This is a genomic window from Streptomyces sp. HUAS TT11 (genome assembly GCF_051553595.1).
In the GTDB taxonomy this organism is placed as follows: Bacteria; Actinomycetota; Actinomycetes; order Streptomycetales; family Streptomycetaceae; genus Streptomyces.
Genome location: NZ_CP196184.1, coordinates 4,629,035 through 4,655,202 on the forward strand (window position 1 = coordinate 4,629,035; position 26,168 = coordinate 4,655,202).

The window sequence follows — 26,168 nt, forward strand, 5'->3', positions numbered from 1 at the left end:
TGGTTGCGGGACGGGTCGGGATGTAAATCGGGTGGGGCAGGGACAAGGGAACGAATCGGAGTCCAGCCACGGTAGTCAGGGCGGCCCGTGCGGTTCAAGTTGTTGTCCCCAGCCTGTGGACAAGTGTCTCCCACGGGTCGTTGGTTTGACCGGATGGCGTAGCCGCGCGTACCGTAACCAGGTCGAGTTGTCGATGGCTGCTGCCGCCTGCCTCCGATGGGCACAGATCACGTACCAGTGTCCCCACCAGGGCACATTCGGTGATCGGGAAGCGGTGCACTCGGGCGTAATGCGAGCTACTCGTGGGCGCACGGTGACAGCCAGGCGACACCCCGCGAACCACCGAATCATTACTGGAGCCCCCGAGTGAGCAAGCGCACCTTCCAGCCGAACAACCGTCGTCGCGCGAAGACCCACGGCTTCCGGCTGCGTATGCGCACCCGTGCCGGCCGCGCCATCCTGGCGTCCCGCCGTAGCAAGGGTCGCGCCCGCCTGTCCGCCTGATCGCGTACAGGGCATGACGTCGTGCTGCCTACCGAGCATCGGCTGAGGCGGCGCGAGGACTTCGCGACCGCGGTACGACGAGGACGCCGGGCCGGACGCCCGCTTCTCGTGGTCCACCTTCGCAGCGGTGCAACGGACCCGCATGCGCCTGGGGAGAGCGCTCCCCCGACGCGTGCGGGTTTCGTCGTGAGCAAGGCCGTGGGCGGAGCGGTCGTACGCAACACGGTCAAGCGCAGACTTCGTCATCTGATGCGCGATCGAGTGGCACTGTTGCCCACCGGTAGCCTGGTAGTCGTACGAGCGCTACCCGGTGCGGGTGACGCCGACCAAGCACAGCTGGCCCGAGACCTGGATGCCGCTCTTCAACGGCTGCTGGGAGGAGGGAGCGCGCGGTGAAGTACCCGCTGCTGGCTCTGATCAAGATCTATCAGTGGACGATCAGTCCGCTGCTCGGTCCGGTGTGCAAGTACTACCCGTCGTGTTCCCACTACGGCTACACGGCCATAGACCGGCACGGTGCGATCAAGGGAACCGCACTCACCGCCTGGCGCATCCTGCGGTGCAATCCATGGTCGCTGGGTGGTGTGGACCATGTCCCACCGCGCAAGCGTCCTCGGTGGCACGAAATGCTGCGCGACGCCTGGCGTGCACGCAAGGGCGGGCCCTCCGCCGCCGAACCGGCCATCGAGGGGGACATGATCCCCTCGAGCCCGGCCGCAGAGACCTCGTCCCATGCCCAAGGAGCATGATTAGTGGACACGATTGCCAGCCTCTTCAGTTTCATCACGACACCTGTCTCCTGGGTCATCGTCCAGTTCCACTCGGTGTACGGGAAGATCTTCGGACCGGACACGGGCTGGGCCTGGGGCCTGTCCATCGTGTCCCTCGTGATCCTGATCCGTATCTGCCTGATCCCGCTCTTCGTGAAGCAGATCAAGGCGACCCGGGCCATGCAGACGCTGCAGCCCGAGATGAAGAAGATCCAGGAGCGCTACAAGAACGACAAGCAGCGCCAGTCCGAAGAGATGATGAAGCTGTACAAGGAGTCGGGTACCAACCCGCTCTCCTCGTGCCTTCCCATCCTGGCGCAGTCTCCGTTCTTCTTCGCCCTCTACCACGTGCTCAACGGCATCGCGACGGGCAAGACGATCGGCGTCATCGACGATCAGCTGCTCGCCAGCGCCCGTAAGGCGCACATCGTCGGTGCTCCGCTGGCCGCGAAGTTCACCGACGGCGCGGACAAGGTCGCGGCGCTCGGTGCCTCGCTGACCGATGTGCGTGTGGTCACCGCGATCATGATCGTGCTGATGTCGGCGTCGCAGTTCTACACGCAGCGCCAGCTGATGACGAAGAACGTCGACACCACGGTGAAGACGCCGTTCATGCAGCAGCAGAAGATGCTGATGTATGTCTTCCCCGTCATGTTCGCCGTCTTCGGTATCAACTTCCCGGTCGGTGTCCTCGTCTACTGGCTGACCACCAACGTGTGGACCATGGGTCAGCAGATGTACGTGATCCGCAACAACCCGACCCCCGGTTCCAAGGCGCAGGCCGCGTACCTGGAGCGTCTGCACAAGCACGTGACGCACCACGGCAAGACCCGCAACCGGCGGGAGAAGACCATCGTGAAGGCGATCGTCGCCAAGGGCCGTGACCGCAACGAGTTCGAGCGGAAGTTCATCAACGGCCTGACCAAGGCCGGCCTGGCGGCGCAGGCCGACGGCACCGTGGCGACGAGCGAGGCCGTGGCCGTCGCCACCGTCGAGGACGGCACGCCCACCACCGCCGCCGTTCCCAGGCGCCAGCAGCCCAAGCGGCAGTCCAAGTCGCAGCGACAGTCCGGCGGCGCCAAGTCGCCAGGCGACTCCGAGGAGTCGTCGCCTTCGGCACCATCGCTGAGCAAGTCCGACGCACCGCAGGACGCCAAGGAGACGGGCGAGACCGGAAAGGCGACGCCCAAGTCCGGCACCGGCGGCACCCGCAGCAAGGCCCAGTCCGGCCAGCGCAAGGGTCCGCAGCGGCCCAAGTCCCCGTCCAAGAAGTAAGAAGGAGTCCATCCCGTGACGGAAGGCACCACCTCCGCCGCTGCCGAGGGTGCAGACACCCTGAGCACCCTGGAGCAGGAGGGCGAGATCGCGGCGGACTACCTCGAGGGTCTGCTGGACATCGCCGATCTTGACGGCGACATCGACATGGACGTCGAGGCCGATCGGGCGTCCGTGTCGATCATCAGCGACACGGGCGGCCGTGACCTGCAGAAGCTGGTCGGCCGTGACGGTGAGGTGCTGGAGGCGCTCCAGGAGCTCACGCGCCTGGCCGTGCACCGGGAGACCGGCGATCGCAGCCGGCTGATGCTGGACATCGCGGGCTACCGGGCCCAGAAGCGTGCCGATCTCTCGGAGATCGGCGCCAAGGCTGCGGCCGACGTCAAGAACACCGGTGAGCCGGTGAAGCTCAAGCCGATGACCCCCTTCGAGCGCAAGGTGGTCCACGACGCGGTCAAGGCGGCGGGCCTGCGCAGCGAGTCCGAGGGCGAAGAGCCGCAGCGTTTTGTCGTTGTGCTTCCCGCCTGATCCGATCTTGGCGCTTCTTCGGCCCCGTCTGTTGAGCAGGCGGGGCCGAACTTTGTCAGCCTGGTAGTCCCTCACAGCTGCGCTGAAGGCAGCTCGTGGTCTCTCATAGTTCTGGTGGTCGGCGCTCAGTGCGCTCATGCGGTACGGAAGGACGGTCCTCGTGACGGAGGCAGCAGAGCTTCCCCCTGCGCCCGAGCAGGCGCCCGAGGTGTTCGGCGATCGCTTCGCGGATGCGGTCCGCTATGCGGAGCTGCTCGCCGAGGCAGGTGTGCAGCGCGGTCTGATCGGCCCGCGGGAAGTGCCCCGACTGTGGGAGAGGCACCTGCTGAACTGTGCGGTGCTCTCCGAGGCCGTGCCCGAGGGAGTCAGCGTGTGCGACGTGGGCTCCGGCGCGGGACTGCCCGGTATCCCTCTTGCGCTCGTGCGGGATGACCTGAAGATCACGCTGCTCGAGCCGCTGCTGCGGCGGACGAACTTTCTCACCGAGGTCGTCGAACTGCTGGGCCTCGACCATGTGACGGTCGTCCGCGGACGTGCCGAGGAGGTCATGGGCAAGCTGCCTCCCGTCCATGTCGTGACCGCACGTGCTGTGGCGCCACTGGACCGCCTGGCCGCCTGGGGCATTCCTCTGCTGCGCCCTTACGGCGAAATGCTCGCGCTCAAGGGCGACACCGCGGAGGAGGAGCTGAAGAGCGCATCTTCCGCTCTGACCAAACTGGGTGCCGTGGAGACGTCCATCCTGCATGTGGGTGAGGGAGTCGTAGACCCGCCCTCGACCGTGGTTCGTGTCGAGGTCGGCGAGAGCCCAGGCGGGGTGCGCTTTGCGGCCAAACGAGCGAAGGCGGCCCGGACGGGCCGAACTCGTCGGCGTCGGTGAGAACCTGAACGATCCTGTCGTCGGAGTGACGGACTGACCCGTCTCGACGATCAGTCGTACGCCACACAAGCTGCCAAACCCATGCATCTCGGAGTGTCGCAAAGCCCTGGCCGGAGCTGCTGTGCATCGTGTTTCACGTGAAACGTCGCTCACTGCTCCACGGCATCATCAGTCGCGGCCGGGCTGCGGCCGAACCCCGCGAACGCAAGCCCCTCGGATCCCTACGTGAACCGTCCACTCACGGCGTTTTGTCCCCCGTGGAGGGCTCAGAGTTGTCCACAGAGGTGGATTTCTCCACAGAAGGCCAGACCTCACTGGTTCACGACCCCGAAGGCATGGGAGGCTCTGTTCATAGCGAGCCTGAAGTCGAGGAGAGTGAATCCTTGCGGTCCGACGCCAACATCGCGGGACCGATGACCGATCCGGTCCCCGGTCCCCGTACCGAGTCGATGGGGGACGATGTTTCACGTGAAACACCGCCCCCGATGGACGACACTCCCATCGGTCGTGCTGCCCAACTTGCGGTGGAGGCATTGGGGCGCGCCGGCGAGGGACTGCCGCGACCCGAGCAGACCCGTGTCATTGTGGTCGCCAACCAGAAGGGTGGGGTGGGCAAGACCACGACGACCGTCAACCTTGCCGCCTCGCTCGCCCTGCACGGTGGCCGGGTTCTGGTGATCGACCTTGACCCTCAGGGCAATGCGTCCACTGCGCTGGGGATCGACCATCACGCCGAAGTCCCCTCCATTTACGACGTGCTGGTGGAGAGCAAGCCGCTCGCCGAGGTCGTCCAGCCTGTCCCCGATGTCGAAGGTCTCTTCTGCGCCCCCGCCACGATCGATCTCGCCGGTGCGGAGATCGAGTTGGTGTCCCTGGTGGCGCGGGAGAGCCGACTGGAGCGGGCCATCCAGAGCTACGAGCAGCCCTTGGACTATGTCCTCATCGACTGCCCGCCCTCTCTGGGCCTGTTGACGGTCAATGCGTTGGTCGCCGGGCAGGAAGTACTCATCCCGATCCAGTGCGAGTACTACGCACTGGAGGGCTTGGGGCAGCTGCTGCGGAACGTTGATCTGGTGCGGGGGCACCTCAACCCCGCCTTGCATGTGTCGACCATCCTGCTCACCATGTACGACGGACGGACGCGACTGGCATCCCAGGTCGCAGAAGAGGTGCGGACCCATTTCGGCGACGAGGTGCTCAGGACGAGCATTCCGCGCTCGGTCCGTATCTCCGAGGCCCCGAGTTATGGGCAGACGGTGCTGACCTACGATCCAGGGTCGAGTGGCGCTCTCTCGTATCTTGAGGCGGCACGTGAAATCGCGCTGAGGGGCGTTGGCATCCACTACGACGAGCAGCAGGCCCACCTCGGCGGCCAGACGGAACAGAGCATGGTGGAGGGGATCCAGTGAGCGAGCGACGGAGGGGGTTGGGTCGCGGTCTAGGCGCGCTGATCCCTGCCGCCCCGACGGGCGAAAAGACGGTGACCTCGGGTGCGGGGGGCAGCGGTGCGTCCGGATCCCCCGCTGCGGCACCCGTGTTGACCACGGAGCGGGGGGTGGCGGCCGCGAAGGTGGCCACTCTCGCGCCGGTTTCATATGAAACCGAGGAGCCGTCGGCGAGCAGTGCAGCGGAGACGACCACACCGCCGCTCGGTGCTCATTTCGCAGAGCTGCCCCTCGACACCATCACCCCGAACCCGCGGCAGCCCCGAGAAGTGTTCGACGAGGATGCCCTCGCCGAACTGATCACCTCCATCAAGGAGGTTGGCCTTCTCCAGCCCATCGTGGTGCGACAGGTCGCTCCCTCCCGCTATGAGCTCATCATGGGTGAGCGCCGCTGGCGGGCCTGCCGTGAGGCGGGGCTCGAGTTCATCCCGGCGATCGTGCGGGCCACGGATGACGAGAAGCTCCTCCTGGACGCTCTTCTGGAGAACCTGCACCGGGCCCAGCTGAATCCGCTGGAAGAGGCGGCCGCCTACGACCAGCTCCTCAAGGACTTCAACTGCACTCATGATCAGCTGGCGGACCGGATCGGCCGTTCCCGCCCACAGGTCTCCAACACGCTGCGCCTGCTGAAGCTGTCGCCCGCGGTCCAGCGCAGGGTCGCCGCGGGAGTGCTCTCGGCAGGACATGCCCGAGCCTTGCTGTCCGTGGAGGACTCGGAGGAGCAGGACCGGCTGGCCCATCGGATTGTGGCCGAAGGTCTGTCCGTGCGAGCTGTCGAAGAGATTGTCACGCTGATGGGGTCGCGTCCGCAGAGCGCTCCGCGCGCCAAGGGGCCCCGCGCCGGTGGCCGGGTCTCGCCGGCGCTGAGCGATCTGGCGACACGGCTTTCGGACCGCTTCGAGACCCGGGTCAAGGTCGACCTCGGCCAGAAGAAGGGCAAGATCACCGTCGAGTTCGCCTCGATGGAGGACCTGGAGCGGATCCTCGGCACCCTTGCACCGGGTGAGGGGCCGGTCTTTGAGCAGAGCCTGGTGGATGACGACTCGGAGGAGCCGGAAGACTGAGTCGACCGATGGCACGACTGATTCTGTGCCGTCGACCATCAGAGCGGGCCATGTCCGGTGTGTACCGGAACACGGCCCGCTCTTTGCTTTCAGGCGGTATCGATGGAATCGCATCGTGGATACGATGCGTTCGGGTATGGCGCATCCACCTGGGAGCACCTTCATCAGGGAGGCGGGGGCCTTGCGAACCATGAGCCGTACCGGACTGGTGACCGCGGGCCTGGGCCTGGGAGCGGTCGGCGGGTTCGTCGGCAGCATGCTCAGGGAGCGGAGCACTCTGACAGCCGCCCGTGAAGCTGCGGGCGAAGGAAGCGAGGAACTGCCTTCATGGGGCGTCGGCTCGTACCGCTCACGCTGGACAACCTTCCGGACCTTCCCCATCGTTGTCGGGCGTGTGTCTTCTGGGAGCTCGACCCCGTCAGCGGCGAAGCAGCGGTAAAGTCCGGCACCTCCTCGCTGGAGAAGGAGGCATGGATCTCTGCCGTCCTGCTCGACTGGGGATCCTGCGGCCGGGTGGTCTATGTGGACGATGTACCGGTGGGGTTCGTGCTGTACGCACCCCCCGCGTACGTTCCTCGGTCCACGGCATTCCCCACGAGTCCGGTCTCCCCGGATGCGGTGCAGTTGATGACCGCCTACATCATGCCCGGGTATCAGGGCCAAGGGCTCGGCCGGGTGATGGTTCAGACCGTCGCCAAGGATCTGTTGCGCCGGGGATTCAAGGCGATCGAGGCGTTCGGTGACGCCCGCTGGAAGGAGCCCGCGTGTCTCCTGCCCGCCGAGCATCTCTTGGCGGTGGGCTTCAAGACGGTGCGCACCCACCCGAGGTATCCGCGGCTGCGGCTGGAGCTGCGCACGACGCTCTCCTGGAAGGAGGACGTCGAGCTGGCGCTGGACCGCCTTCTGGGGGCCGTACAGAAGGAACCGGCGCTGCGGCCACTGTGAGCTCCTGAGAGGGCGCCTACGCGGCCCCTCTCCGCTTTATACGAATGGGCCAGCCCTCAAGGGCTGGCCCATTCGTGTTTCACGTGAAACATCGCTGCTTCGGTGCGGCAGTGCGGGTCCTACTCGGCGATGAAGTCCTCGAGGTCGCGGACGATCGCGGCCTTCGGCTTGGCCCCGACGATCGTCTTGGCGACCTCGCCACCCTGATACACGTTCAGGGTCGGGATCGACATGACACCGTACTTGGCTGCGGTGGCCGGGTTCTCGTCGATGTTGAGCTTGACGATCTCGATCTTGTCTCCGTACTCGCTGGCGATCGCCTCGAGGGAGGGCGCGATCTGGCGGCACGGACCGCACCAGGCGGCCCAGAAGTCCACCAGGACGGGCTTGTCGCTCTTGAGGACGTCCTGCTCGAAGGAGTCGTCGGTCACATTCTTCAGGGTGCCGGCCACGGCGGGCTCCTTAACTCGGTGGTGCGATGGGGAAGGGGGGTCAGACGGTGGTCTTCTCCGGCTCGGCCCGCTGCTCGCTGTCTGCGAGAGCGGCGAGGAAGCGCTCGGCGTCCAGGGCGGCGGAGCAGCCGGTGCCGGCCGCGGTGATCGCCTGGCGGTACGTGTGGTCGACGACGTCGCCGGCGCCGAAGACTCCGGTCAGGTTGGTTCGGGTCGTGGGGGCGTCCACCTGGAGGTAGCCCTCCGCGTCCAGGTTCAGCTGGCCCTTGAAGAGCTCGGTGCGCGGGTCGTGGCCGATCGCGATGAACAGACCGGTCACGGGCAGCTCCGTGAGCTCCCCGCTCTTCAGGTTGCGCAGCGTCAGGCTCTCCAGCTTCGGGTCGCCCTTGATCTCCGCGACCTCACTGTCCCAGACGAACTTGATCTTCGGGTCGGCGAAGGCGCGGTCCTGCATTGCCTTGGAGGCACGCAGGGTGTCACGGCGGTGGACGATCGTCACGGACTTGGCGAACCGGGAGAGGAAGGTGGCCTCCTCCATTGCGGTGTCTCCACCGCCGATCACGGCGATGTCCTGGTCCTTGAAGAAGAACCCGTCACAGGTGGCACACCAGGAGACACCGCGACCGGAGAGGGCGTCCTCGTTGGGCAGACCCAGCTTGCGGTGCTGAGAGCCGGTGGCGACGATGACGGCCTTCGCCTTGTGGACCGTGCCGGCGGTGTCCGTGACCGTCTTGATGTCACCGGTGAGGTCGACCGAGACGATGTCGTCCGGGAGGAGCTCGGCACCGAAGCGCTCCGCCTGGGCGCGCATGTTGTCCATGAGCTCGGGGCCCATGATGCCGTCCTGGAAGCCGGGGAAGTTCTCCACTTCGGTGGTGTTCATCAGTGCACCGCCCGCGGTGACGGCACCCTCGAACACCAGCGGCTTCAGTGAGGCGCGCGCGGTGTACAGCGCCGCCGTGTAGCCGGCAGGGCCGGAGCCGATGATGATCACGTTACGGACGTCGCTCACGGCTTGATTCCTCGTCTCTGGAGTCTGGCTGCTACTCGGTGGAGGCTCTCTCTGACTCTCACCCCACCCAACGGATCCTAAGGGGCCCGCATTCCCACCGTGTCCGGGCACACGGAGACCCGTCACCGTACACGGATATCAAGGGGGTACCGAGGCGGGAACCTTCGGACGGGGGGCGCCTCAGGAGCGGGGGTAGGACTGGGTCAGCAGGACCTTGCCGGGCGTGGCCGAGGCCTGCTTCACACATGTCGCATCAACGATGTAGGCGGTGACCCGGGTGCTGTCGGAGGCGTCGGGAGTGAGGACGAGATAGACGACCGTCCCCTGGTACACGCCCTCGTCGGCAGCGAGCACGGTCTGATTCGCCCGGATGGCTTGCTCGATACAGCTCGGCACGGTGACGGTGGTACCGCCGAAGGTCTTGTTGTGGCCCAAGCCCGACGAGCCCGTGTTGCCGTCCGCGGACTCGATGCCCCAGGGCTTGGCGCTCTCGGGGCGGGCGCTTCCGCCTTCCTCGCCGCTGAGCAGCGTCGTCACCTGACTCTGCAGGGTGCCCTCGGAGTAGGTGTGTGCGGCGTCGGTCTGCGCCCCGATGGCCGTCGATGGAGTCTTGCCCGAGTCGTTGCCCAGGGTCTGCACCAGGAAGGTGCCCAGCCCCAGGGCGCCGATCGTGAGAACGGCCGTGAAGGCGACGGTCCGGCGACTGGTTCGGCGCTTTCGCGGCGAGCGCCCTGGTCCGGTGGCTGCGGCAGCGCGTCCCGAGGGACGGCCGGACACGGAAGAGGGCGATGTTTCACGTGAAACATGTGCGGCGGCAGGACCGGCCGACGGGGTGTCCCCGGCGGCAGGTGTTGTCGCGTCCAGCAGTGCCTGGGCGGCCAAGGCCGCGTCGATCCGCTCGGCTACGTCGTCCGGCATGGGCGAAGGTTCCGGTGCCGCGCCCAGGATGCTCCGGATCTCCTCGAGGGAGTCGTACACGTCGGAGCAGAGAGCACAGCCTTCCAGGTGCCGTCGTACCTCTCCGGTGCGGGACGGCTGAAGAAGGCCCTCGCTGAGGTCGGAGAGCTCTTCGACGTCCGGGTGCCCGGCTGCGTCGGTCGTGGATGTCACGCTCGCCCACCTCCGCCCTTCACAGCAGCTGAATCGCTTGGCCCTGCATCCTGTGGTCCCGCTGCGGGTGGGACGGACGTCTCCCGCGTCCGGTTCCGTCCGTCACCCGACTTTCGGTCGTCCCGACCCTCCGTACGCAGATGGGTCAGGAGCGGCAGCAGTCTGGCTCTGCCTCTGGCGCAGCGGCTCTTCACCGTCCCGGTCGGCACGTCGAGGATCCGGGCGGCCTCCGCGACGGGGTAGCCCTGCATGTCCACCAGGACGAGAGCGGCCCGCTGGTCGGCCGGCAGGGTACCCAGGGCCTCCACCAGTTGACGGTGGAGGTCGTTGCGCTCGGCCGGTGCGGAGGCCGACTCGTGCGGCTCCAGCAACTGCTCAAGCCGCTCCGTGTCGTCGACCGGTGAGGTCTTCCTGGAGGCCGCCTTGCGGGCGCGGTCCAGGCAGGCGTTCACGGTGATCCGGTGCAGCCAGGTGGTGACGGCCGACTGGCCGCGAAAGGTGTGGGCGGCTCGGTAAGCGGAGACGAGGGCGTCCTGGACGGCGTCAGCGGCCTCTTCACGGTCTCCCAGCGTTCTCAGCGCCACGGCCCAGAGTCGATCACGGTGGCGCCGCACAAGCTCACCGAAGGCATCGGGATCGCCCTCGACATGACGGGCGAGGAGGTCCTGATCGCTGATATCGCCGTAGGCGGCCTCATGAGCCATCGGACCCCCTCCCCCCGTCAAACGTGTTGCTCAGCCCGTGAACTTCACGTCGGTGATGGCCTGCTTGTACCCGGCGCTGCTGTAACCGTCACCGGGCGCCTGCGGCACATCCGTGATCCACAGCAGCACGTACTGGCTCTTCACCGTCTTCTTCGCCGTCACCGTGAGAGAGTCCCCGCTCGTCGTGGCGGTTCCGATCTCCTTCATCCCGTCGACTCCGGTCGAGGGCGTCAGTGAATCCGTGGCGTAGAGATGGACCGTCGTGTGGTCGCCGGAGTACCGGAGGCCTATCGACGCGGAGGTGAGCTCCTTGGCCGAGCCGAGGTCGTAGACGATGCCGACGCCGGGCTTGTAGGGCGCCAGTTTCGGGCCCTCGTTGTAGCGCTTGGTCCGCCAGTACGTGGAGCTGTCGCCGTCATAGGTCTTGGCGACGTCCTCGGGTGCCTGGGCGTCGCCACTCGCGACATACTCCCGTGCGTCCTGGATCTTTATGGGCGCGACAGGCTTCGGCTGGTCGCCGTTCTTGTCGTTGCCGTCCGTCGTCTGCGTCTGGTGCGTGTCGTTGGACTTGTCGCCCCGGTCCATGAGGGCGTCCGCCAGCTGCCAGCTGCCGAGTCCCAGCGCGACGATCAGCAGAGCGGACACGACCCACTTGAGGGCCTTGCCGGTCGGGCTCTGCAGCGGGGGCGGCGGCGTCGGCACGGGCTGGGCGACGCCGGGACGGGCCGAGGGGCGGCCGTAGGTGCCCTGCTGGTACGTCGTGCGCTGATACTCGGGCGGGGCCGTGAACGTGGGCTCCGGCGGGCGGACGCGGGGCATTTCCCCGACCGCCTTCACCAGTTCCTCGGGGGTGGTGCAAGGGGTCTCGTGGCGGGACGCCGTGGCGCCGTTGTTGGCCAGTGCCCGCATGGAGAGTTCGGACAGGCCTCGGTGGACGCCGGCACGGACCTGGTCGGGCGCGATGAGGCCCACGCCCTTGGGCAGCCCGGACAGACCGTAGGCGTCGTCGTCGTACGGCCAGCGCTGGGTGAGCGCGGCGTAGAGGAGTGCGCCGATGGCCTCGGTGTCCGTGCGCTGCGGGGTGTCCGAGCCGATGCCGCGCAGCGCGGCGTTCACGGCGAGACCCCGGATCCGCCACTGACCCGAGGAGGTGCGCAGCACGGTGCCCGGGTTCAGACGCAGATGGGACAGGCCTTCGCGATGGGCGGCGGCCATGGCCTGGGAGACCTGGGTGACCATGTGGTAGGCGTCGTGCGCCTCCAGCGGCCCCGAGGCGAGCAGTGTCGTCAGCTCGGTGGCATCGGGCAGCCACTCGTGCACGACATAGACGACGTCGTTCTCCTCGACGGCGTCCAGCACCTGCACGAAGCGGGGGTCGCCGAGCAACGCCGAGGAGCGCGCCGCGGCCAGCACGGAACGAGCCCGTGCATGGTCTGCGGGAAGGATGTGTACGCCGACGGCACGGCGGAGTTTCTCGTCCACCGCACGCCAACTGCTGAATCCGTCCAGACGGGTGACGCACTCCTCGAGGCGATAGCGTCTGGCGAGCTTATGACCGCTGTGCAGGTCGGGCGGCGATGTCTTCGCTGGACGGTCGGTCGCACCGTTCCCCTGTGCTTCGTCGCTGTCCGTGTCCCGCTCCCGGTCCTGGGTTGGCCCGTCGGACGTGGACTGGCCCGCCTTGGCGGTCAGCGGCTCGTCACCGCTGTTGTCTGCCACGTCGACGGCAGCCGTGCTCCGTTCCGCCACCGTCGTTCCTGCCTCCCCATCCATTGCGCGCTGTCCGACGCAGAAACCAATTGTGCCCACAGTCCGTCGCTATGCACGACACACGGCGACGGGCGATGGTTGTGCGCGTACCCCCGCCTCAGCGCCCCAGGCGCCCGCGGACCATGCCGACCATTGAGTTGAGTTCCTCGATGCGCATCTTCCGTGCGGCGATGTAGAAGACACCGAGAAGCAGTGCACCACCGCCGAGCAGGGCGGCGAACGAGCCGCCGACGCCCTGGCCCAGCGAGTGGCCGATTCCGTAGCAGGCCGCGCCGCTCAGCAGAGCGGCCGGCACCGAGGCGATCCCCAGCCGGGCGTAGGTCCGCACCACCCGCGCGCCGTCCAGGTCGCCGTTCAGCCGGTTGCGCAGCCGGGCCCAGGCGACGCCGACACCGATCGCGTACGCCAGCCCGTACGAGGCCGCCATACCGACCACGGCCCAGCGGGCCGGAAGGACGAGGTAGCAGACGGCCGAGGCGCTCGCGTTCACAACGGCCACGATCACCGTGTTGTAGAAGGGGGTGCGGGTGTCTTCGTACGCGTAGAAGGCGCGGAGCACGACGTACTGCACGGAGTAGGGGATCAGGCCGAGGCCGAAGGCCATCAGCATGAAGCCCATGTTCGTGGCTGCGTCGGTGCCGGAGGAGCCGAAGATCAGGGTGCACATCGGGATACCGAGCGAGAGGAACCCGAAGGCGATCGGCACGATCGCGACGGCCGTGGTGCGCAGGCCCTGGGAGATGTCGTCGCGGACTGCTCCGCCGTCGCCCTCGGCGGCCGAGCGCGAGATCCGCGGCAGCAGGGCGGCCATCAGGGAGACGGTGATGATCGCCTGCGGGAGGCCCCAGATCAGCTGGGCGTTGGCGTAGGCGGCGAAGCCGGTGCCCTTGAGGGGGGACGCCTTGCCCGAGGCGGTCGACAGCTGGGTGACGACCATGGCGCCCGCCTGGTTGGCGAGGACGAACAGGACCGTCCACTTGGCCAGCATCGCGGCCTTGCCGAGGCCGTGTCCCTTCCAGTCGAAGCGCAGCCGGAGGCGGAAGCCGGTCTCCCGCAGGTAGGGGATCATCGCCAGGGCCTGGACGACCAGTCCGAGCAGCACACCGACTCCGAGGAGCCGCTCGCCGTCCGGCGGGATGGTGTGGACGGTCATCCCGGAGTCCGCGGAGGTGCCGTAGACCCAGATGAACGCCCCGAGCGTCACGATGATCACGATGTTGTTGAGGACCGGGGTCCACATCATCGCGCCGAACTTGCCGCGCGCGTTCAGGATCTGCCCCATCACCACATGGATGCCCATGAAGAAGATCGAGGGCAGGAAGTAGCGGGTGAAGGTGACGGCGACCTCGTTGGCGGCCGGGTCGTTGGCCACGGGGACGGACAGGACGCGGACCAGAAGGGGCGCGCCGAGCATCGCCAGTGCGGTGAGCAGGCCCAGTGCCACCATGACGAGCGTCAGCAGCCGGTTGGCATACGCCTCGCCTCCGTCCTCGTCCTCCTTCATCGAGCGGACGAGCTGCGGCACGAAGACGGAGTTGAGACCGCCGCCGACGGTGAGGATGTAGATCATCGTTGGGAGCTGGTAGGCGACCTGGAACGAGTCGCCGAGGAGGCCGAGGCCCAGGGCCGACACGATCAGCGCGGAGCGGATGAAGCCGGTGAGGCGGGAGACCATCGTGCCCGCCGCCATGACCGCGCTGGACTTCAGCAGACCGGAAGCCTTCCCGCCCTTCTTCGCCGCAGGTGCGGGAGCAGGCTCGGGAGCCGGGGCAGGGGCGGACGGCATGCCCTGTGTCATCGGGGCGGGGCCCGGAGCGTACGGGCCCGCCATCGGGGGCGCGGGGGCGGCGTACGCCTGACCCGGGTACTGCCCCGCCGGGTTCTGGCCGGGGTAGGGCGCGGTGGGGGCGCCGGGAGCGGCCGGGGGCTCGGTGTACGGCCGGCCGCCGCCCTGCTGCTGGTCCCGGAAGAGATGGGCGAAGGCGTCCCGCTCCTCGCCTTGCTCGCCGGTCGGCGTCACCAGGTCGTCGACGCCCATGAACTGCGTCGTGCGGGGGTTGTCACCGTACGGAAGGTACTGCGAGGGCCCTTCGGGCTCCGGCGCCGATGGCTGGGCCCAGACGCGCGGGTCCGGTGCGTACTGCGAGGTCGGAGGCTGCCCGTACGGGGGCTGCTGCGGCTGGTACGCGCCCGGGGGCGGCGGGTGCGCGGCGCGGTCGTAGAGCGCCTCGGTCACCGGGTCCTGGGCGGAGGGGTCCTGCGAGCGGTAGGGGTCCTGGTCGTAGGCGTCCTGGAGGTACATGTCCGCCGGGGGCTGCGCGTGCACCTGACCGGGCTCGTGCGGCGGCGGGCTCTCGGGATAGCCCTGGCTGCCCGCAGCACCCTGGCCGCGGTCACCGTCGTACGGCGCGTTCATGGTTACCCCACCTCATTGTCAGCAGGCCCACCGGCCACGACATCGCTCAACGGTCCACTCTCTCACCCGCGCCGGACGGGTCGGCGCTTTCCGTTGCGGTGTCCGGTGTCGGGTCACTCGGCTGCTTCCGGTCGTCTGCCCCGGTCTCCGCGTCCGACTCCCCTCCCGGTGTCCTTGCCGAGGTTTCGCCGTCCCCAGTGTCTACGGCCCCGTCCGCGGCCCCGTTCAGACCCCCCTCTTCCGAGGCGCTGTCCGGGCCTTCGGGGCCGTCGTTCTGCTCTTCCTCGGCCCGCCGTGCAGCCAGCCTCTTGCGTTGCGTGTACATGCGGAAACCGGCGAGCACCAGCAGCAGGACGCCGCCGGCGATGACCAGCATCACCGTGGGCGTGATCTCGGTGACGTTCACATCGAAGGTGACGGCGGAGCCGTAGGCGCGACCGTCCTCCGTGAAGAGCTGGGCCACCACGGAGGCCCGGCCGTTGGCGTTGGCCGTCGTCGTGAACTTCACGGACTGGCTGTGGCCGCCCGAGACGGTGATGGGCTGCTCGTAGTAGGGGCCGTTGCCGATCTTCAATCGGGTCGGCTGCTGCGAGGTGAGCCGCAGGACCAGATGGTCGACCCCCTGCATCAGGTTGTTCTGGACCGTGACCGGGATCGTGGCGCTGCGACCGGAGAGCTTCGTCTCGGACTTCTGGATCAGCCGGACCTGGCTGGTGAGCTGCTCGAGGTACGACTCCACGCCCTGGCGGAACGTCGACGCCCCGGTGACGTGCCCTCGCCACGACGTGGACACGGAGCGATCTATCGCCCGTCCGAAGGGGGTCACGACCCGGGAGGGGTCGCTGAGGATCACCTTGAAGCTGTCGAGCTTGTCCTGGGTCTCCTCGATCTGCTGGAACGCCGACTGGGGCAGCTCAGCCTTGCGCAGCGACGAGGGGTAGCGGGACATGGACGGCACCTTGGTCGTGGCGCCCGGATCCGGCTTGGCCTTGGCGGCATCCGACAGACCGGCGGGCAGTGACCAGCCGCCTCCCTGGAGGGTCCTCACCGCCTGCGCCATCGACTGGGCCTGGTCCGCGGAGGGCATCCGCTGAGGTGCGATGACGATGCTGCGTGCCCTGTCGGGTTTCTGCAGGTTGATCATCAGGCTCTGGGCGAGGAACTCCTGCACGGCGAGGGTGGAGTCCGCGGCCGAGGTCATGTCACCCCCGAACAGCGTCGACAGGCCGGCGTCCGCGACCACGGCCGTCGTTCCGCCGCCGATGGGGCGGGCGGCCGTGGGCGTGTACGACAGCCGATCGTCCTGGAGGCTGTCGCTGCGGGCGATCACCTTGTCGGCGCCCGCGGAGGTGGCGACCTTGACGATCGACGGATCGATCGCGCCGTTCACCGGCCAGGCGAAGTCCGTGTCGGGTTTCACGTGGAGGACGGTCTCCACGGTGCTGGACGCCACATCCGTGGCGTCCTTGAGGTGGCTCAGGGAACCCGTGACGTTCCTGCCGTTGTGCGCCAGCGAGGCCAGATCGGGGTCGGCGAACGGGAGTGCCACGACCTCCTTGTCCTGGACCGCCTTCTCGAGCTCGGAGAGCCACTGCTTGGCGATCGTCTGGTTCTTGCCCGTCGTGACCTTGTCGCCCTCGCCCTTGATGCTGTAGCTGCCCGTCATGGCGTCCACCGAGGCGAGCAGGTCCGGGTCGATCACCCATGTGACGTCCAGGTCCTTGCCGAGCGACAGGAGCTGGGAGAGACGGCCGCCAGGAGCGAGCTCCCGGGCGAGGTCGTCGTTCTGGAAGACGGGTGTCTGCTGCTGGTTGGGCAGCGTCTCCGCGGTCATGTGGACGCCGGAGATCAGCGGCCACAGGAACGTCGTCCTGGTCTTGGTGGAGGCGCCGTCGGGCTGCCACGGCAGGAAGGTCCGCTGTATGCCGAGCACCTGCTCGTAGGGCTGCGAGGCGGTCTCACCGGAGAGCGAGACACCGAGCGGGTAGACCCCGTCGGAACCCAGATCCAGATCCTCGACGGGGACGGAGATACTGAAGGGCTGCGAGACGCCCGGGGCGAGCTTGTCGAACTCGGTGACGTACTTGCCACCCAGCTCGGAGCCGTCGGTGCCGGGCCGGTATCCGGTCCGCTCGGCGGCGTCGGCGATGGCCGCGCGACTGTACAAGGGCGTCGGACCGACACGCAGACCCACATGCGCGTCCGTGACGGGCTGCTTGCCGTTGTTGGTGACCGTGCCGGAGACGGTCAGGGTGTCGTGGTCGGTCGGCGTACTGGGGGTGAGTGAGTCGACGGAGACGCTGACCGTGCGGGAACCGCTGGCCTGCGCCGGAGAGCCCTTCTCGGCGGCCTGAGCGGCCTGGCCTGCGGGCAGCTGCAGCAGGCCGGTCAGCAGAGGCGCGCCCGCGAGCAGCGCTCCGGTGCGCCGGAGCCACCGACGGGCAGGTGAGGGACTCATCCCCTGGAAGTCTGCCGCCTCGGCCACGCGCTCGCCCGTCCCTCGTCGTCGTCAGTGGTCGTCGGAATGTGCGTCCACGCATGGTAACGATGCGCGCGGAAGGGAAGTGCCACGGTCCGTGCCCCAAGATCCGCACCGGGCGTCCGGCTGCCCTTTATCTACTGAGATACGAGTAAACATCTAGGGGGGATGTTTGTGCATGTTCACCGGGCGCCCGTACTCGTTTAATGGAGGCGCCCGTCCGCGTCCCGGCCACGTACCCTTTTCTGCTGTGCCGAACGCCAACGAAGACAATCCCAGTGCCCTGAACCAGGTGCAACGCCGTGCAGTGAGTGAACTACTGCGCGTGTCCCCTGTCGCCGACGATCTCGCCCGTCGTTTTGAGGACGCCGGGTTCTCGCTCGCCCTGGTCGGCGGCTCGGTGCGGGATGCCCTGCTCGGGCGTCTGGGCAATGACCTCGATTTCACGACCGATGCCCGTCCAGAGGACGTTCTGAAGATCGTGAGGCCGTGGGCGGATGCCACATGGGACGTGGGCATCGCCTTCGGTACGGTCGGCGCGCAGAAGGACGCCCGCGTCGGAGACGCGGTGCAGCGCTTCCAGATCGAGGTGACGACCTACCGGTCCGAGGCCTACGACCGGACCTCGCGCAAGCCCGAGGTGTCGTACGGCGACTCCATCGAGCAGGATCTGGTACGTCGGGACTTCACGGTCAACGCGATGGCCGTCGCGCTGCCCGAGAAGGAGTTCATCGATCCGTACGGCGGCCTCGGTGACCTCGCCGCCCGGGTGCTCCGCACCCCCGGGACGCCCGAGGATTCGTTCTCGGACGACCCGCTGCGCATGATGCGGGCCGCCCGCTTCGCCGCTCAGCTGGACTTCGAGGTCGCTCCCGAGGTGGTCGAGGCCATGAAGGAGATGGCCGGCCGTATCGAGATCGTCTCCGCCGAGCGTGTGCGGGACGAGCTGAACAAGCTCATCCTGTCCGCACACCCCCGCAAGGGGCTGAGGCTGCTGGTCGAGACCGGGATCGCCGACCGTGTCATCCCGGAGCTTCCTGCTCTGCGGCTGGAACGTGATGAGCACCACCGCCACAAGGACGTCTACGACCACACGTTGATCGTGCTGGAACAGGCGATGGCACTGGAGGAGAACGGTCCCGACCTGACCTTGAGGATTGCCGCGCTGCTCCATGACATCGGAAAGCCCAGGACGCGACGTTTTGAGGATGACGGCCGGGTCTCCTTCCATCACCACGAGGTGGTCGGCGCCAAGATGACCAGGAAGCGGATGACGGCGCTGAAGTATCCCAACGACCTGGTGAAGGACGTCTCACGCCTGGTCGAGCTGCATCTGCGTTTCCACGGCTATGGCGCCGGCGAGTGGACGGACTCCGCCGTACGCCGCTATGTGCGTGACGCCGGTCCGGTCCTCGACCGCCTCCACAAGCTGACGAGGTCGGACTGCACGACCCGCAACAAGCGCAAGGCGGCGGCGCTCTCCCGGGCCTACGACGGCTTGGAGGAGCGTATTGCCCAGCTCCAGGAGCAGGAGGAGCTGGACGCGATCCGCCCCGACCTGGACGGCAACCAGATCATGGAGATCCTGGGTGTCGGCCCAGGGCCGGTTGTGGGTCAGGCGTACAAGTTCTTGCTGGAGCTCCGGCTGGAGAACGGCCCGATGGAGCACGATTCCGCAGTGGCGGAACTCAAGCACTGGTGGGCCGAGCAGAGCTGAGATGTGGAACGGGGTCATGTTTCACGTGAAACATGACCCCGTGATGCGGCGAAGTCCCGGAACCTGACGGGGGCGATGTTTCACGTGAAACATCGCCCCCGTCGTCGTTTTCGGCCCGAGGTGTTACTTGGTCTCCTTCAGGCAGAGCACCACGTCGTGGCCTCCACCGGACTGGATGTAGGAGATCGTCGCTGCCTCGACGTTCTGGCACTTGTTCTCGTCGCTGCTGCCGTCAAACTTCTGGACGACCTTGTACTGGGCCTCGCTGGAGGAGCAGTCGACTTCCTTGAGGTCGGCACTGCTCTCCGTGCCGGCGTTGTGCATGCAGGAGCCCACCGATGTGGTCTCCGCGTCCGTCTCGGACATGAACCAACCTATGCCGAACTTGATGCCGGCAACGATGAGCGCGACAACGATGATGCCGACGATACGCAGGGCCTTCTTGCCGCCGCGCTTGGCAGGGCCCGGCTGCGGCGGGACCGGAGCGGGACCACCCTGGTTCGGGAACGGCGCGTAGGGGGCACCCTGCGGCGGAACGCCGGGGTAGGCGCCCTGCTGCGGCGGGACCCCCGGCTGGCCGGCCTGCTGAGGGGCTCCGGGGTAAGCGGCTTGCTGCGGCGGGACTCCCGGGTAGCCGGGCTGCTGCCCCATGGGCGCGGTGGGCTGCTGGGCGTAAGGATTCGAACCCTGGGGCGGCGGAGTGGTCACTTTGGGAGTCCCCCTCGAACGTGGGTGCGCATGGCGCGAAATAAGACGCACGTAAGCTACCGGTGAGGACTGACAACCCTGAAGTTCAGCGGGGGTCCGTAGCCTTGATGTGACACTTGAGGCGTTCAAATCGGTGCATAGCCATGGCGATGGCCGCGTAGACGAGGCCGACCGCGACCACGAGTGGGACTGAGCGGCCGTCAGGGGGCAGCATCAGGGCGGCGACCCCGGCGGCGCCGACGAACGCGACGTTGAAGAGGACGTCGTAGACGGAGAAGACCCGCCCCCGGAAGCCGTCGTCGACAGCGTGCTGCACGAGCGTGTCGGTGGAGATCTTCGCCCCCTGTGTGATCAGCCCCAGCACGAAAGCGGCGACCAGCATGGGGCCCGTGGCGAACGGCAGACCGAGCGCGGGCTCCAGGACTGCTGCAATCGCGGCGCACACGATGATCCAGCCACCGGGGCCGAGGCGCCCCGCCGCCCACGGTGTCACCACCGCGGCAACGAAGAACCCGGCACCGGACACCCCCAAGGCCAGTCCCAGGAGGGCGAGTCCACGGCTGGGGTCCGAGGACAGGGCGTACCGGCAAAGCATCAGCACCAGGACGAGCAGCGCGCCGTAGCAGAACCGCATCAGCGTCATCGCCCCCAGAGCCCAGGTGGCTTCCCGGCGCGGAGGGTCCCCGAGATGCCGCACGCCCGCTGCCAGGTCGCGTGTGGCGCCGACGAGGGCGGTGCCGAGCCTCGGCGGCACCGACTCCCGGTCGGGGCCCAGCTGTTCCGGGGCCAGGCTCAGCGAGGCGAGTGCCGCACCCAGATACAGACCGGCGCCGAGGAGCACCACCGCCGCGTCGGAGTCCGCTGCTGCCAGGCGCACGACGAAGGCGAGCCCGCCGCCCGCGGAGGCGGCGAGCGTGCCGGCCGTCGGGGAGAGCGAGTTCGCGATGACCAGACGTTCGTCGTCGACGACGTGCGGCAGCGCCGCGGACAGGCCCGCCAGGACGAAGCGATTGATCGCGGTGACGCACAACGCTGAGGCGAAGAAGAGCCAGTCGGGGACATGGCCGAGCATCAGGACGGCCGTCGCGCAGGCCAGCACGGCACGCAACAGGTTGCCGTGGAGGAAGACCTGTCGGCGCCGCCAGCGGTCCAGCAGAACGCCGGCGAACGGGCCGACGAGAGAGTAAGGAAGGAGCAGTACGGCCATGGCGGAGGCGATGGCCCCTGGTGAGGTCTGCTTCTCCGGGGAGAAGACGACGTAGGCGGCGAGCGCGACCTGGTAGACGCCGTCGGCTCCCTGGGACAGCAGCCGCACGGTGAGCAGCCGCCGGAAGTCCCGGAAGCGCAAGAGGACACGCAGGTCGCGCACGACGGACATGGGGCACAGCCTCACATACTGCGCGGGTCCCCGGGCGCGCGGCCCAGGGACCCGATGAGGACCGGCGGACCGGTCGTGGAGCGCGGTTGTTCGCCCGCTCAGCGCTCGACGTCGCCCCTGATGAACTTCTCGACGTTCTCGCGGGCCTCGTCGTCGAAGTACTGGACCGGCGGGGACTTCATGAAGTACGAGGATGCGGACAGGATCGGGCCGCCGATGCCGCGGTCCTTGGCGATCTTCGCGGCACGCAGGGCGTCGATGATGACACCGGCGGAGTTCGGGGAGTCCCAGACCTCGAGCTTGTACTCCAGGTTCAGCGGGACGTCACCGAAGGCGCGGCCCTCGAGGCGGACGTACGCCCACTTGCGGTCGTCGAGCCAGGCCACGTAGTCGGACGGGCCGATGTGGACGTTCTTCTCGCCGAGGTCCCGGTCGGGGATCTGGGAGGTGACGGCCTGCGTCTTGGAGATCTTCTTGGACTCCAGGCGCTCGCGCTCGAGCATGTTCTTGAAGTCCATGTTGCCGCCGACGTTCAGCTGCATGGTCCGGTCCAGGACGACGCCCCGGTCCTCGAACAGCTTCGCCATGACGCGGTGCGTGATGGTGGCGCCGACCTGGGACTTGATGTCGTCACCGACAATCGGGACGCCCGCCTCGGTGAACTTGTCGGCCCACTCCTTGGTGCCGGCGATGAAGACCGGAAGGGCGTTGACGAAGGCGACCTTGGCGTCGATGGCGCACTGGGCGTAGAACTTCGCCGCCGCCTCGGAACCGACCGGCAGGTAGCAGACGAGGACGTCGACCTGCTTGTCCTTCAGGACCTGGACGATGTCGACCGGGGCCTCGGCGGACTCCTCGATGGTGGCGCGGTAGTACTTGCCGAGACCGTCGAGGGTGTGGCCGCGCTGAACCGTCACACCGGTGGACGGGACGTCGCAGATCTTGATGGTGTTGTTCTCCGAGGCGCCGATGGCGTCCGAGAGGTCGAGGCCGACCTTCTTGGCGTCCACGTCGAACGCGGCGACGAACTCCACGTCACGGACGTGGTAGTCGCCGAACTGGACGTGCATCAGACCCGGGACCTTGGACGCCGGATCGGCGTCCTTGTAGTACTCGACTCCCTGCACCAGCGACGCAGCGCAGTTGCCCACGCCGACGATGGCTACGCGAACCGAACCCATTCCGGTTGCTCCCTGTGTGTACGAGGTGAAGCCCCGACTGGACCTCACGTGGTGGTGTCGTCGGACGGATCCGGCCGGGACGTGTCCCGGTTCCGGGGCAGGCCGCCCGTCTCTCCAGATGTGCTGTTCGAAGCGGAACCGTCGGCGGTGGAACCTCTGAGATCCCGCCCGGCCCGCTCGCTCTCGATGAGCTCGTTCAGCCAGCGCACTTCGCGCTCCACGGACTCCATTCCGTGGCGCTGGAGCTCGAGGGTGTAGTCGTCGAGGCGCTCCCGGGTACGTGCCAAGGAGGCACGCATCTTCTCCAGGCGCTCCTCGAGGCGGCTGCGGCGGCCCTCCAGGACGCGCATGCGCACGTCCCGGGAGGTCTGTCCGAAGAAGGCGAAACGAGCGGCGAAGTGCTCGTCCTCGTACGCGTCGGGACCCGTCTGTGCGAGCAGCTCCTCGAAGTGCTCCTTACCCTGCGCCGTCAACCGATAGACGATCTTGGCACGCCGCCCCGTGAGCGGAGCGGCGAGGACGTCGTCGGGTGTGCCGGCCGATTCCTCGATCAACCAGCCGTTGGCGACCAGCGTCTTGAGGCATGGGTAAAGCGTCCCGTAGCTGAACGCACGGAACACACCCAGTGACGTATTGAGTCGTTTGCGCAGCTCGTAGCCGTGCATCGGGGACTCGCGGAGCAGACCGAGGATGGCGAACTCGAGGATCCCGGAACGCCGGCTCATGTGCGCCACCTCCCTGTCACTGACTCGTCCACACGGACTTTATCTCGTGCTGATGTATCGACTCGATACATCAGCACGATAGAACGCCCCTCCGGGTGCGACAAGAGGGGCGAGGGTGAACGGGGTCACATCACCGATTCGTAGGAGGCAAGTTGCCTGATTTGGGGTGACCTTGGGGACTCGGGGGGTTTCGACGGTGCGTAGTCTGTGCGGCATGCACAACACCGGGAACCGAGTGACGCCCGAGGGCGTCCTCGTCCTCGGTGCCGTACGGGTGAATGCAACAACGACCACATCCGTACTTCGGGGGGACCGGAAACCTGCTGCCGTTTCCAGGCGCGCAAGGATGCGCCTGCCCGAGGAGTAATCGTTCGATGAGCGAGCACCGTCGCAAACTGTCGCAGCCCCAAGGAGGCGGACGTGCCGCGGCCCGACGTGGCCAGTCGGCGTCGTCCTCCGACCGCCGCGCGGCACCGCGAGGCGCCACCGGGTCTCCTTCCGATGAGTATGGAGCGGGAGGTGAGGAGCGCCCGTACGGTGGCCGAGCCGAGGCCCGGCGGGCAGCCCAGAGAGGTGGAGGAAGCCGGCGCAGGGCCGCGGAGGGCCCAGGGCGTGGGCCGGGTGGCCCGAGCGGACCCGGGCGGGGCAGAGGGCGTGCCACACCTCCCGGCAAGAAGCGCCTCATCGACTACCCGCGGGCGGGCAAGTACGGAGCCGCGCGCTGGGTGCCCTCGTGGAAGCTGGTGAGCGGCCTGTTCATCGGCTTCATAGGAAGCCTCGTGGCAGTCGCGGGCATCGGCTACGCCATGGTGAGCGTCCCGAACGTGGCACAGACCGCGCAGGCGCAGAACAACGTCTACTACTGGGCCGACGGCACCCAGATGGTGGCGACGGGCGGTGAGACGAACCGCCAGATCGTCAATCTCTCGCAGATTCCCCAGGCGATGCGGTACGCGGTCATCTCCCAGGAGAACAAGACCTTCTACACCGACAGCGGCATCGACCCGAAGGGCATCGCTCGCGCCGTCTTCAACATGGCGACGGGCGGTCAGACCCAGGGTGGCTCCACCATCACCCAGCAGTACGTGAAGAACGCGCGCCTCGACGACCAGTCCCAGACGGTCAGCCGCAAGTTCAAGGAGATCTTCATCTCGATCAAGGTGGGGGCGACCGTCAAGAAGGACGACATCCTCGCCGGCTACCTGAACTCCGCGTACTACGGCCGCAACGCCTACGGCATCCAGGCCGCCGCGCGTGCGTACTTCGACAAGGACGCCGTCAAGCTCAACCCGGGTGAGTGCGCCTTCCTGGCGGCGATGCTCAAGGGCGCCACGTACTACGACCCGGCGGGCGCGACCTCGATCGACACGTCCGCCACGCCGACGGCCAACAGGGCGCGTGCCCTGCGCCAGATGCAGGACACCTTGGACAAGATGGTCCTGTACAACCACCTGAGCGCCTCGGACCGGGCCAAGTACACGACCTTGCCCAAGTCCAAGAACCCGCGGTCCAACACCCGGCTGAGCGGTCAGATCGGTTACCTCGTCGACCTGGCCAACAGCTACCTGGTGACCCACAGCGACAAGACGCACGTCTCCCAGGACATCCTGCAGCGGGGTGGCCTCTCGATCTACACCACCTTCCAGAAGAAGAAGGTGGACCAGCTCGAGTCCGCCGTGAAGAAGGTCCAGCAGGCGAACATCAAACCCGAGAAGCGCCCGAAGACGGACAAGTTCGTCCAGTTCGGTGGTGCTTCGGTGAACCCGACCTCCGGCGCCATCGAGGCGATCTACGGCGGTGAGGACGCGACCAAGCACTTCACCGACAACGCCGACCAGACCGGTGCCCAGGTGGGTTCGACGTTCAAGCCGTTCGTGCTGGCGGCCGCGATGAAGTGGGGCGTCCGCGACAAGGACCTCGGACCGGAGCAGGCACAGGACGAACGCACCGTCGCGTCTCCGAAGAGCCTGTACAGCGGTAAGAACAAGCTCAAGATCAAGCAATACGACGGGACCGTCTGGACCGACAAGGACGACAAGGAGTGGCTGCAGACCAACGACGGCGGTGAGTCGGTGGGACGTGCGCCGGACTACAGGATCGACCTCCGTGAGGCGATGCGGGAGTCGGTCAACTCCGTCTACGTCCAGCTCGGCATGGATGTGGGACTGGACAAGGTCAGGCAGAGCGCCCTGGACGCGGGTGTCCTGGACAGCAGTCTGGCCAGCTCCAACTTCCCGTCGTTCTCCATCGGTACGTCCGACCCCAGCGCGATCCGCATGGCCGGTGCTTACGCCACCTTCGCGGCCAGCGGCAAGCAGAACGACCCGTACTCGGTCGACAAGGTCACCAGCAAGGACGGAACGACCTACCAGCACGCCAAGGCGACCAAGCAGGCCTACACCTCGGCCGTCGCCGACAATGTGACGGACGTCCTGAAGACGGTGGTCGACAAGGGCACCGGTACCGCGGCCAGGCTCCCCGGCCGTGAGGTGGCGGGCAAGACAGGTACGACGGACGGCAACAAGTCGGCCTGGTTCGTCGGATACACCCCGCAGTTGTCCACCGCGATCGGTATGTACCGCATGGACGACGACGAGAAGAGCAAGTCGCGCACGTTCTTGGAGATGTACGGAACGGGTGGGCAGGACAAGATCCACGGTGCCTCGTTCCCGGCCGAGATCTGGCACGACTACATGGCGCAGGCGCTCGACGGGCAACCTGTGCAGTCGTTCCCGACGCCCGAGCCCATCGGTGAGGTCGTCAACGACGCTCCGAGCCCGAGTGCGACCCCGTCGCCCACGCCGAGCCTCACCCAGAGCCCGTCGCCGACCCCGACGCCGACGAAGTCGCAGCTCACTGCTCCGCCCTCACCGAGCGACACCTGCGGCAACTTCGGTTGGGGCTGCGCGAACAACGGCGGCAACACCAACGGTGGCAACACCAACGGCGGCACCGACACCGGTGGCACAGGTGGAGTGACCTCGTCGCCGACGGAGAGCCAGGGCTCCGGGAACACCCGGGGCAACGGGAACAACGGAGGCGGACTCTTCGGAGGACCAAACGGGTAACCGTCACTGAGTGTGTTTCACGTGAAACGTTCTGTTTCAC

22 protein-coding genes are annotated in these 26,168 nt (G+C 67.4%); 11 read left to right on the top strand and 11 right to left on the bottom strand.

Annotated elements, in window-relative coordinates; translation table 11 throughout:
• Window positions 1-366: 366 nt before the first annotated feature.
• From rpmH to ACSHXN_RS20705, 9 genes are all read left to right on the top strand, one after another.
• Complete coding sequence (gene rpmH / locus ACSHXN_RS20665; RefSeq protein ID WP_003956500.1) at window positions 367-504, top strand: 50S ribosomal protein L34; 138 nt, start codon at window positions 367-369, stop codon at window positions 502-504.
• A gap of 21 nt (window positions 505-525) precedes the next feature.
• Window positions 526-900, top strand: a complete 375-nt coding sequence (rnpA, locus tag ACSHXN_RS20670) for a ribonuclease P protein component (protein ID WP_355128687.1) — start codon at window positions 526-528, stop codon at window positions 898-900.
• Window positions 897-1,253 (top strand): membrane protein insertion efficiency factor YidD, encoded by a 357-nt coding sequence (gene yidD / locus ACSHXN_RS20675; protein WP_059127414.1) that lies wholly within the window; start codon window positions 897-899, stop codon window positions 1,251-1,253. The genes rnpA and yidD overlap by 4 nt, the downstream gene beginning before the upstream one ends.
• Window positions 1,254-1,256: 3 nt before the next feature.
• Window positions 1,257-2,549 (top strand): membrane protein insertase YidC, encoded by a 1,293-nt coding sequence (yidC, locus tag ACSHXN_RS20680; protein ID WP_355128685.1) that lies wholly within the window; start codon window positions 1,257-1,259, stop codon window positions 2,547-2,549.
• A gap of 15 nt (window positions 2,550-2,564) precedes the next feature.
• Window positions 2,565-3,077 (top strand): protein jag, encoded by a 513-nt coding sequence (locus tag ACSHXN_RS20685; protein ID WP_438303495.1) that lies wholly within the window; start codon window positions 2,565-2,567, stop codon window positions 3,075-3,077.
• Window positions 3,078-3,237: 160 nt separating this feature from the next.
• Window positions 3,238-3,954: a 16S rRNA (guanine(527)-N(7))-methyltransferase RsmG gene (rsmG, locus tag ACSHXN_RS20690; RefSeq protein ID WP_355128681.1), complete on the top strand. Its 717-nt coding sequence runs from the start codon at window positions 3,238-3,240 to the stop codon at window positions 3,952-3,954.
• 335 nt (window positions 3,955-4,289) lie between these two features.
• Entirely contained in the window at window positions 4,290-5,363 is a 1,074-nt protein-coding gene (locus tag ACSHXN_RS20695) for a ParA family protein (protein WP_438306486.1), read from the top strand.
• Complete coding sequence (locus ACSHXN_RS20700) at window positions 5,360-6,463, top strand: ParB/RepB/Spo0J family partition protein (protein ID WP_355128679.1); 1,104 nt, start codon at window positions 5,360-5,362, stop codon at window positions 6,461-6,463. The genes ACSHXN_RS20695 and ACSHXN_RS20700 overlap by 4 nt, the downstream gene beginning before the upstream one ends.
• 327 nt (window positions 6,464-6,790) lie before the next feature.
• Window positions 6,791-7,408 (top strand): GNAT family N-acetyltransferase, encoded by a 618-nt coding sequence (locus ACSHXN_RS20705; protein WP_355128677.1) that lies wholly within the window; start codon window positions 6,791-6,793, stop codon window positions 7,406-7,408.
• A 119-nt stretch (window positions 7,409-7,527) separates the two neighbouring features.
• Here the strand turns inward: ACSHXN_RS20705 and trxA are convergent, their stop codons facing one another.
• The 7 genes from trxA to ACSHXN_RS20740 form a co-directional block, all read right to left on the bottom strand.
• Window positions 7,528-7,860, bottom strand: coding sequence for a thioredoxin (gene trxA / locus ACSHXN_RS20710; RefSeq protein WP_059127407.1), 333 nt, complete (start codon window positions 7,858-7,860; stop codon window positions 7,528-7,530).
• Window positions 7,861-7,900: 40 nt separating this feature from the next.
• A complete protein-coding gene (gene trxB, locus ACSHXN_RS20715) occupies window positions 7,901-8,872 on the bottom strand; it encodes a thioredoxin-disulfide reductase (protein WP_355128675.1) in 972 nt (323 codons plus the stop codon).
• A gap of 180 nt (window positions 8,873-9,052) precedes the next feature.
• Entirely contained in the window at window positions 9,053-9,982 is a 930-nt protein-coding gene (locus ACSHXN_RS20720; protein ID WP_355128673.1) for an anti-sigma factor family protein, read from the bottom strand.
• Window positions 9,979-10,686 carry an RNA polymerase sigma factor SigM gene (sigM, locus tag ACSHXN_RS20725; protein WP_355128671.1) on the bottom strand — a complete coding sequence of 236 codons (708 nt, stop codon included), beginning with the start codon at window positions 10,684-10,686 and terminating at the stop codon, window positions 9,979-9,981. The genes ACSHXN_RS20720 and sigM overlap by 4 nt, the downstream gene beginning before the upstream one ends.
• Before the next feature lie 30 nt (window positions 10,687-10,716).
• Window positions 10,717-12,435, bottom strand: a complete 1,719-nt coding sequence (locus tag ACSHXN_RS20730; RefSeq protein ID WP_355128669.1) for a protein kinase family protein — start codon at window positions 12,433-12,435, stop codon at window positions 10,717-10,719.
• Window positions 12,436-12,553: 118 nt separating this feature from the next.
• Entirely contained in the window at window positions 12,554-14,872 is a 2,319-nt protein-coding gene (murJ, locus tag ACSHXN_RS20735; RefSeq protein WP_438303497.1) for a murein biosynthesis integral membrane protein MurJ, read from the bottom strand.
• 46 nt (window positions 14,873-14,918) lie between these two features.
• Entirely contained in the window at window positions 14,919-17,357 is a 2,439-nt protein-coding gene (locus tag ACSHXN_RS20740) for a DUF6049 family protein (protein ID WP_356107970.1), read from the bottom strand.
• Between the two features lie 244 nt (window positions 17,358-17,601).
• Between ACSHXN_RS20740 and ACSHXN_RS20745 the strand changes: the two genes are divergently transcribed.
• Window positions 17,602-19,068 (top strand): CCA tRNA nucleotidyltransferase, encoded by a 1,467-nt coding sequence (locus tag ACSHXN_RS20745; RefSeq protein ID WP_356107973.1) that lies wholly within the window; start codon window positions 17,602-17,604, stop codon window positions 19,066-19,068.
• A 123-nt stretch (window positions 19,069-19,191) separates the two neighbouring features.
• Here the strand turns inward: ACSHXN_RS20745 and ACSHXN_RS20750 are convergent, their stop codons facing one another.
• The 4 genes from ACSHXN_RS20750 to ACSHXN_RS20765 all read right to left on the bottom strand — a co-directional run bounded on the left by ACSHXN_RS20750 (window position 19,192) and on the right by ACSHXN_RS20765 (window position 23,060).
• Complete coding sequence (locus ACSHXN_RS20750) at window positions 19,192-19,776, bottom strand: LppU/SCO3897 family protein (RefSeq protein WP_438303498.1); 585 nt, start codon at window positions 19,774-19,776, stop codon at window positions 19,192-19,194.
• Window positions 19,777-19,861: 85 nt separating this feature from the next.
• On the bottom strand, window positions 19,862-21,154 hold the full coding sequence (locus tag ACSHXN_RS20755) for an MFS transporter (protein ID WP_355128659.1): 1,293 nt from the start codon (window positions 21,152-21,154) through the stop codon (window positions 19,862-19,864).
• A 98-nt stretch (window positions 21,155-21,252) separates the two neighbouring features.
• Window positions 21,253-22,335 carry an inositol-3-phosphate synthase gene (locus ACSHXN_RS20760; protein WP_355128657.1) on the bottom strand — a complete coding sequence of 361 codons (1,083 nt, stop codon included), beginning with the start codon at window positions 22,333-22,335 and terminating at the stop codon, window positions 21,253-21,255.
• A gap of 44 nt (window positions 22,336-22,379) precedes the next feature.
• Complete coding sequence (locus ACSHXN_RS20765; RefSeq protein ID WP_355128655.1) at window positions 22,380-23,060, bottom strand: PadR family transcriptional regulator; 681 nt, start codon at window positions 23,058-23,060, stop codon at window positions 22,380-22,382.
• Between the two features lie 374 nt (window positions 23,061-23,434).
• Here ACSHXN_RS20765 and ACSHXN_RS20770 point away from each other — a divergent pair, with 374 nt between their 5' ends.
• Window positions 23,435-26,128 (top strand): transglycosylase domain-containing protein, encoded by a 2,694-nt coding sequence (locus ACSHXN_RS20770; protein ID WP_356291583.1) that lies wholly within the window; start codon window positions 23,435-23,437, stop codon window positions 26,126-26,128.
• Window positions 26,129-26,168: the final 40 nt, after the last annotated feature.

Excerpts from the sequence above, each read along its gene's own strand:
- ACSHXN_RS20695 (WP_438306486.1), top strand. The coding sequence starts at position 4,290 with ATGGGAGGCTCTGTTCATAGCGAGCCTGAAGTCGAGGAGAGTGAATCC.
- ACSHXN_RS20765 (WP_355128655.1), bottom strand. The coding sequence starts at position 23,060 with ATGAGCCGGCGTTCCGGGATCCTCGAGTTCGCCATCCTCGGTCTGCTC.
- ACSHXN_RS20755 (WP_355128659.1), bottom strand. The coding sequence starts at position 21,154 with ATGTCCGTCGTGCGCGACCTGCGTGTCCTCTTGCGCTTCCGGGACTTC.
- ACSHXN_RS20770 (WP_356291583.1), top strand. The coding sequence starts at position 23,435 with ATGAGCGAGCACCGTCGCAAACTGTCGCAGCCCCAAGGAGGCGGACGT.
- sigM (WP_355128671.1), bottom strand. The coding sequence starts at position 10,686 with ATGGCTCATGAGGCCGCCTACGGCGATATCAGCGATCAGGACCTCCTC.
- ACSHXN_RS20760 (WP_355128657.1), bottom strand. The coding sequence starts at position 22,335 with ATGGGTTCGGTTCGCGTAGCCATCGTCGGCGTGGGCAACTGCGCTGCG.
- ACSHXN_RS20705 (WP_355128677.1), top strand. The coding sequence starts at position 6,791 with ATGGGGCGTCGGCTCGTACCGCTCACGCTGGACAACCTTCCGGACCTT.
- murJ (WP_438303497.1), bottom strand. The coding sequence starts at position 14,872 with ATGAACGCGCCGTACGACGGTGACCGCGGCCAGGGTGCTGCGGGCAGC.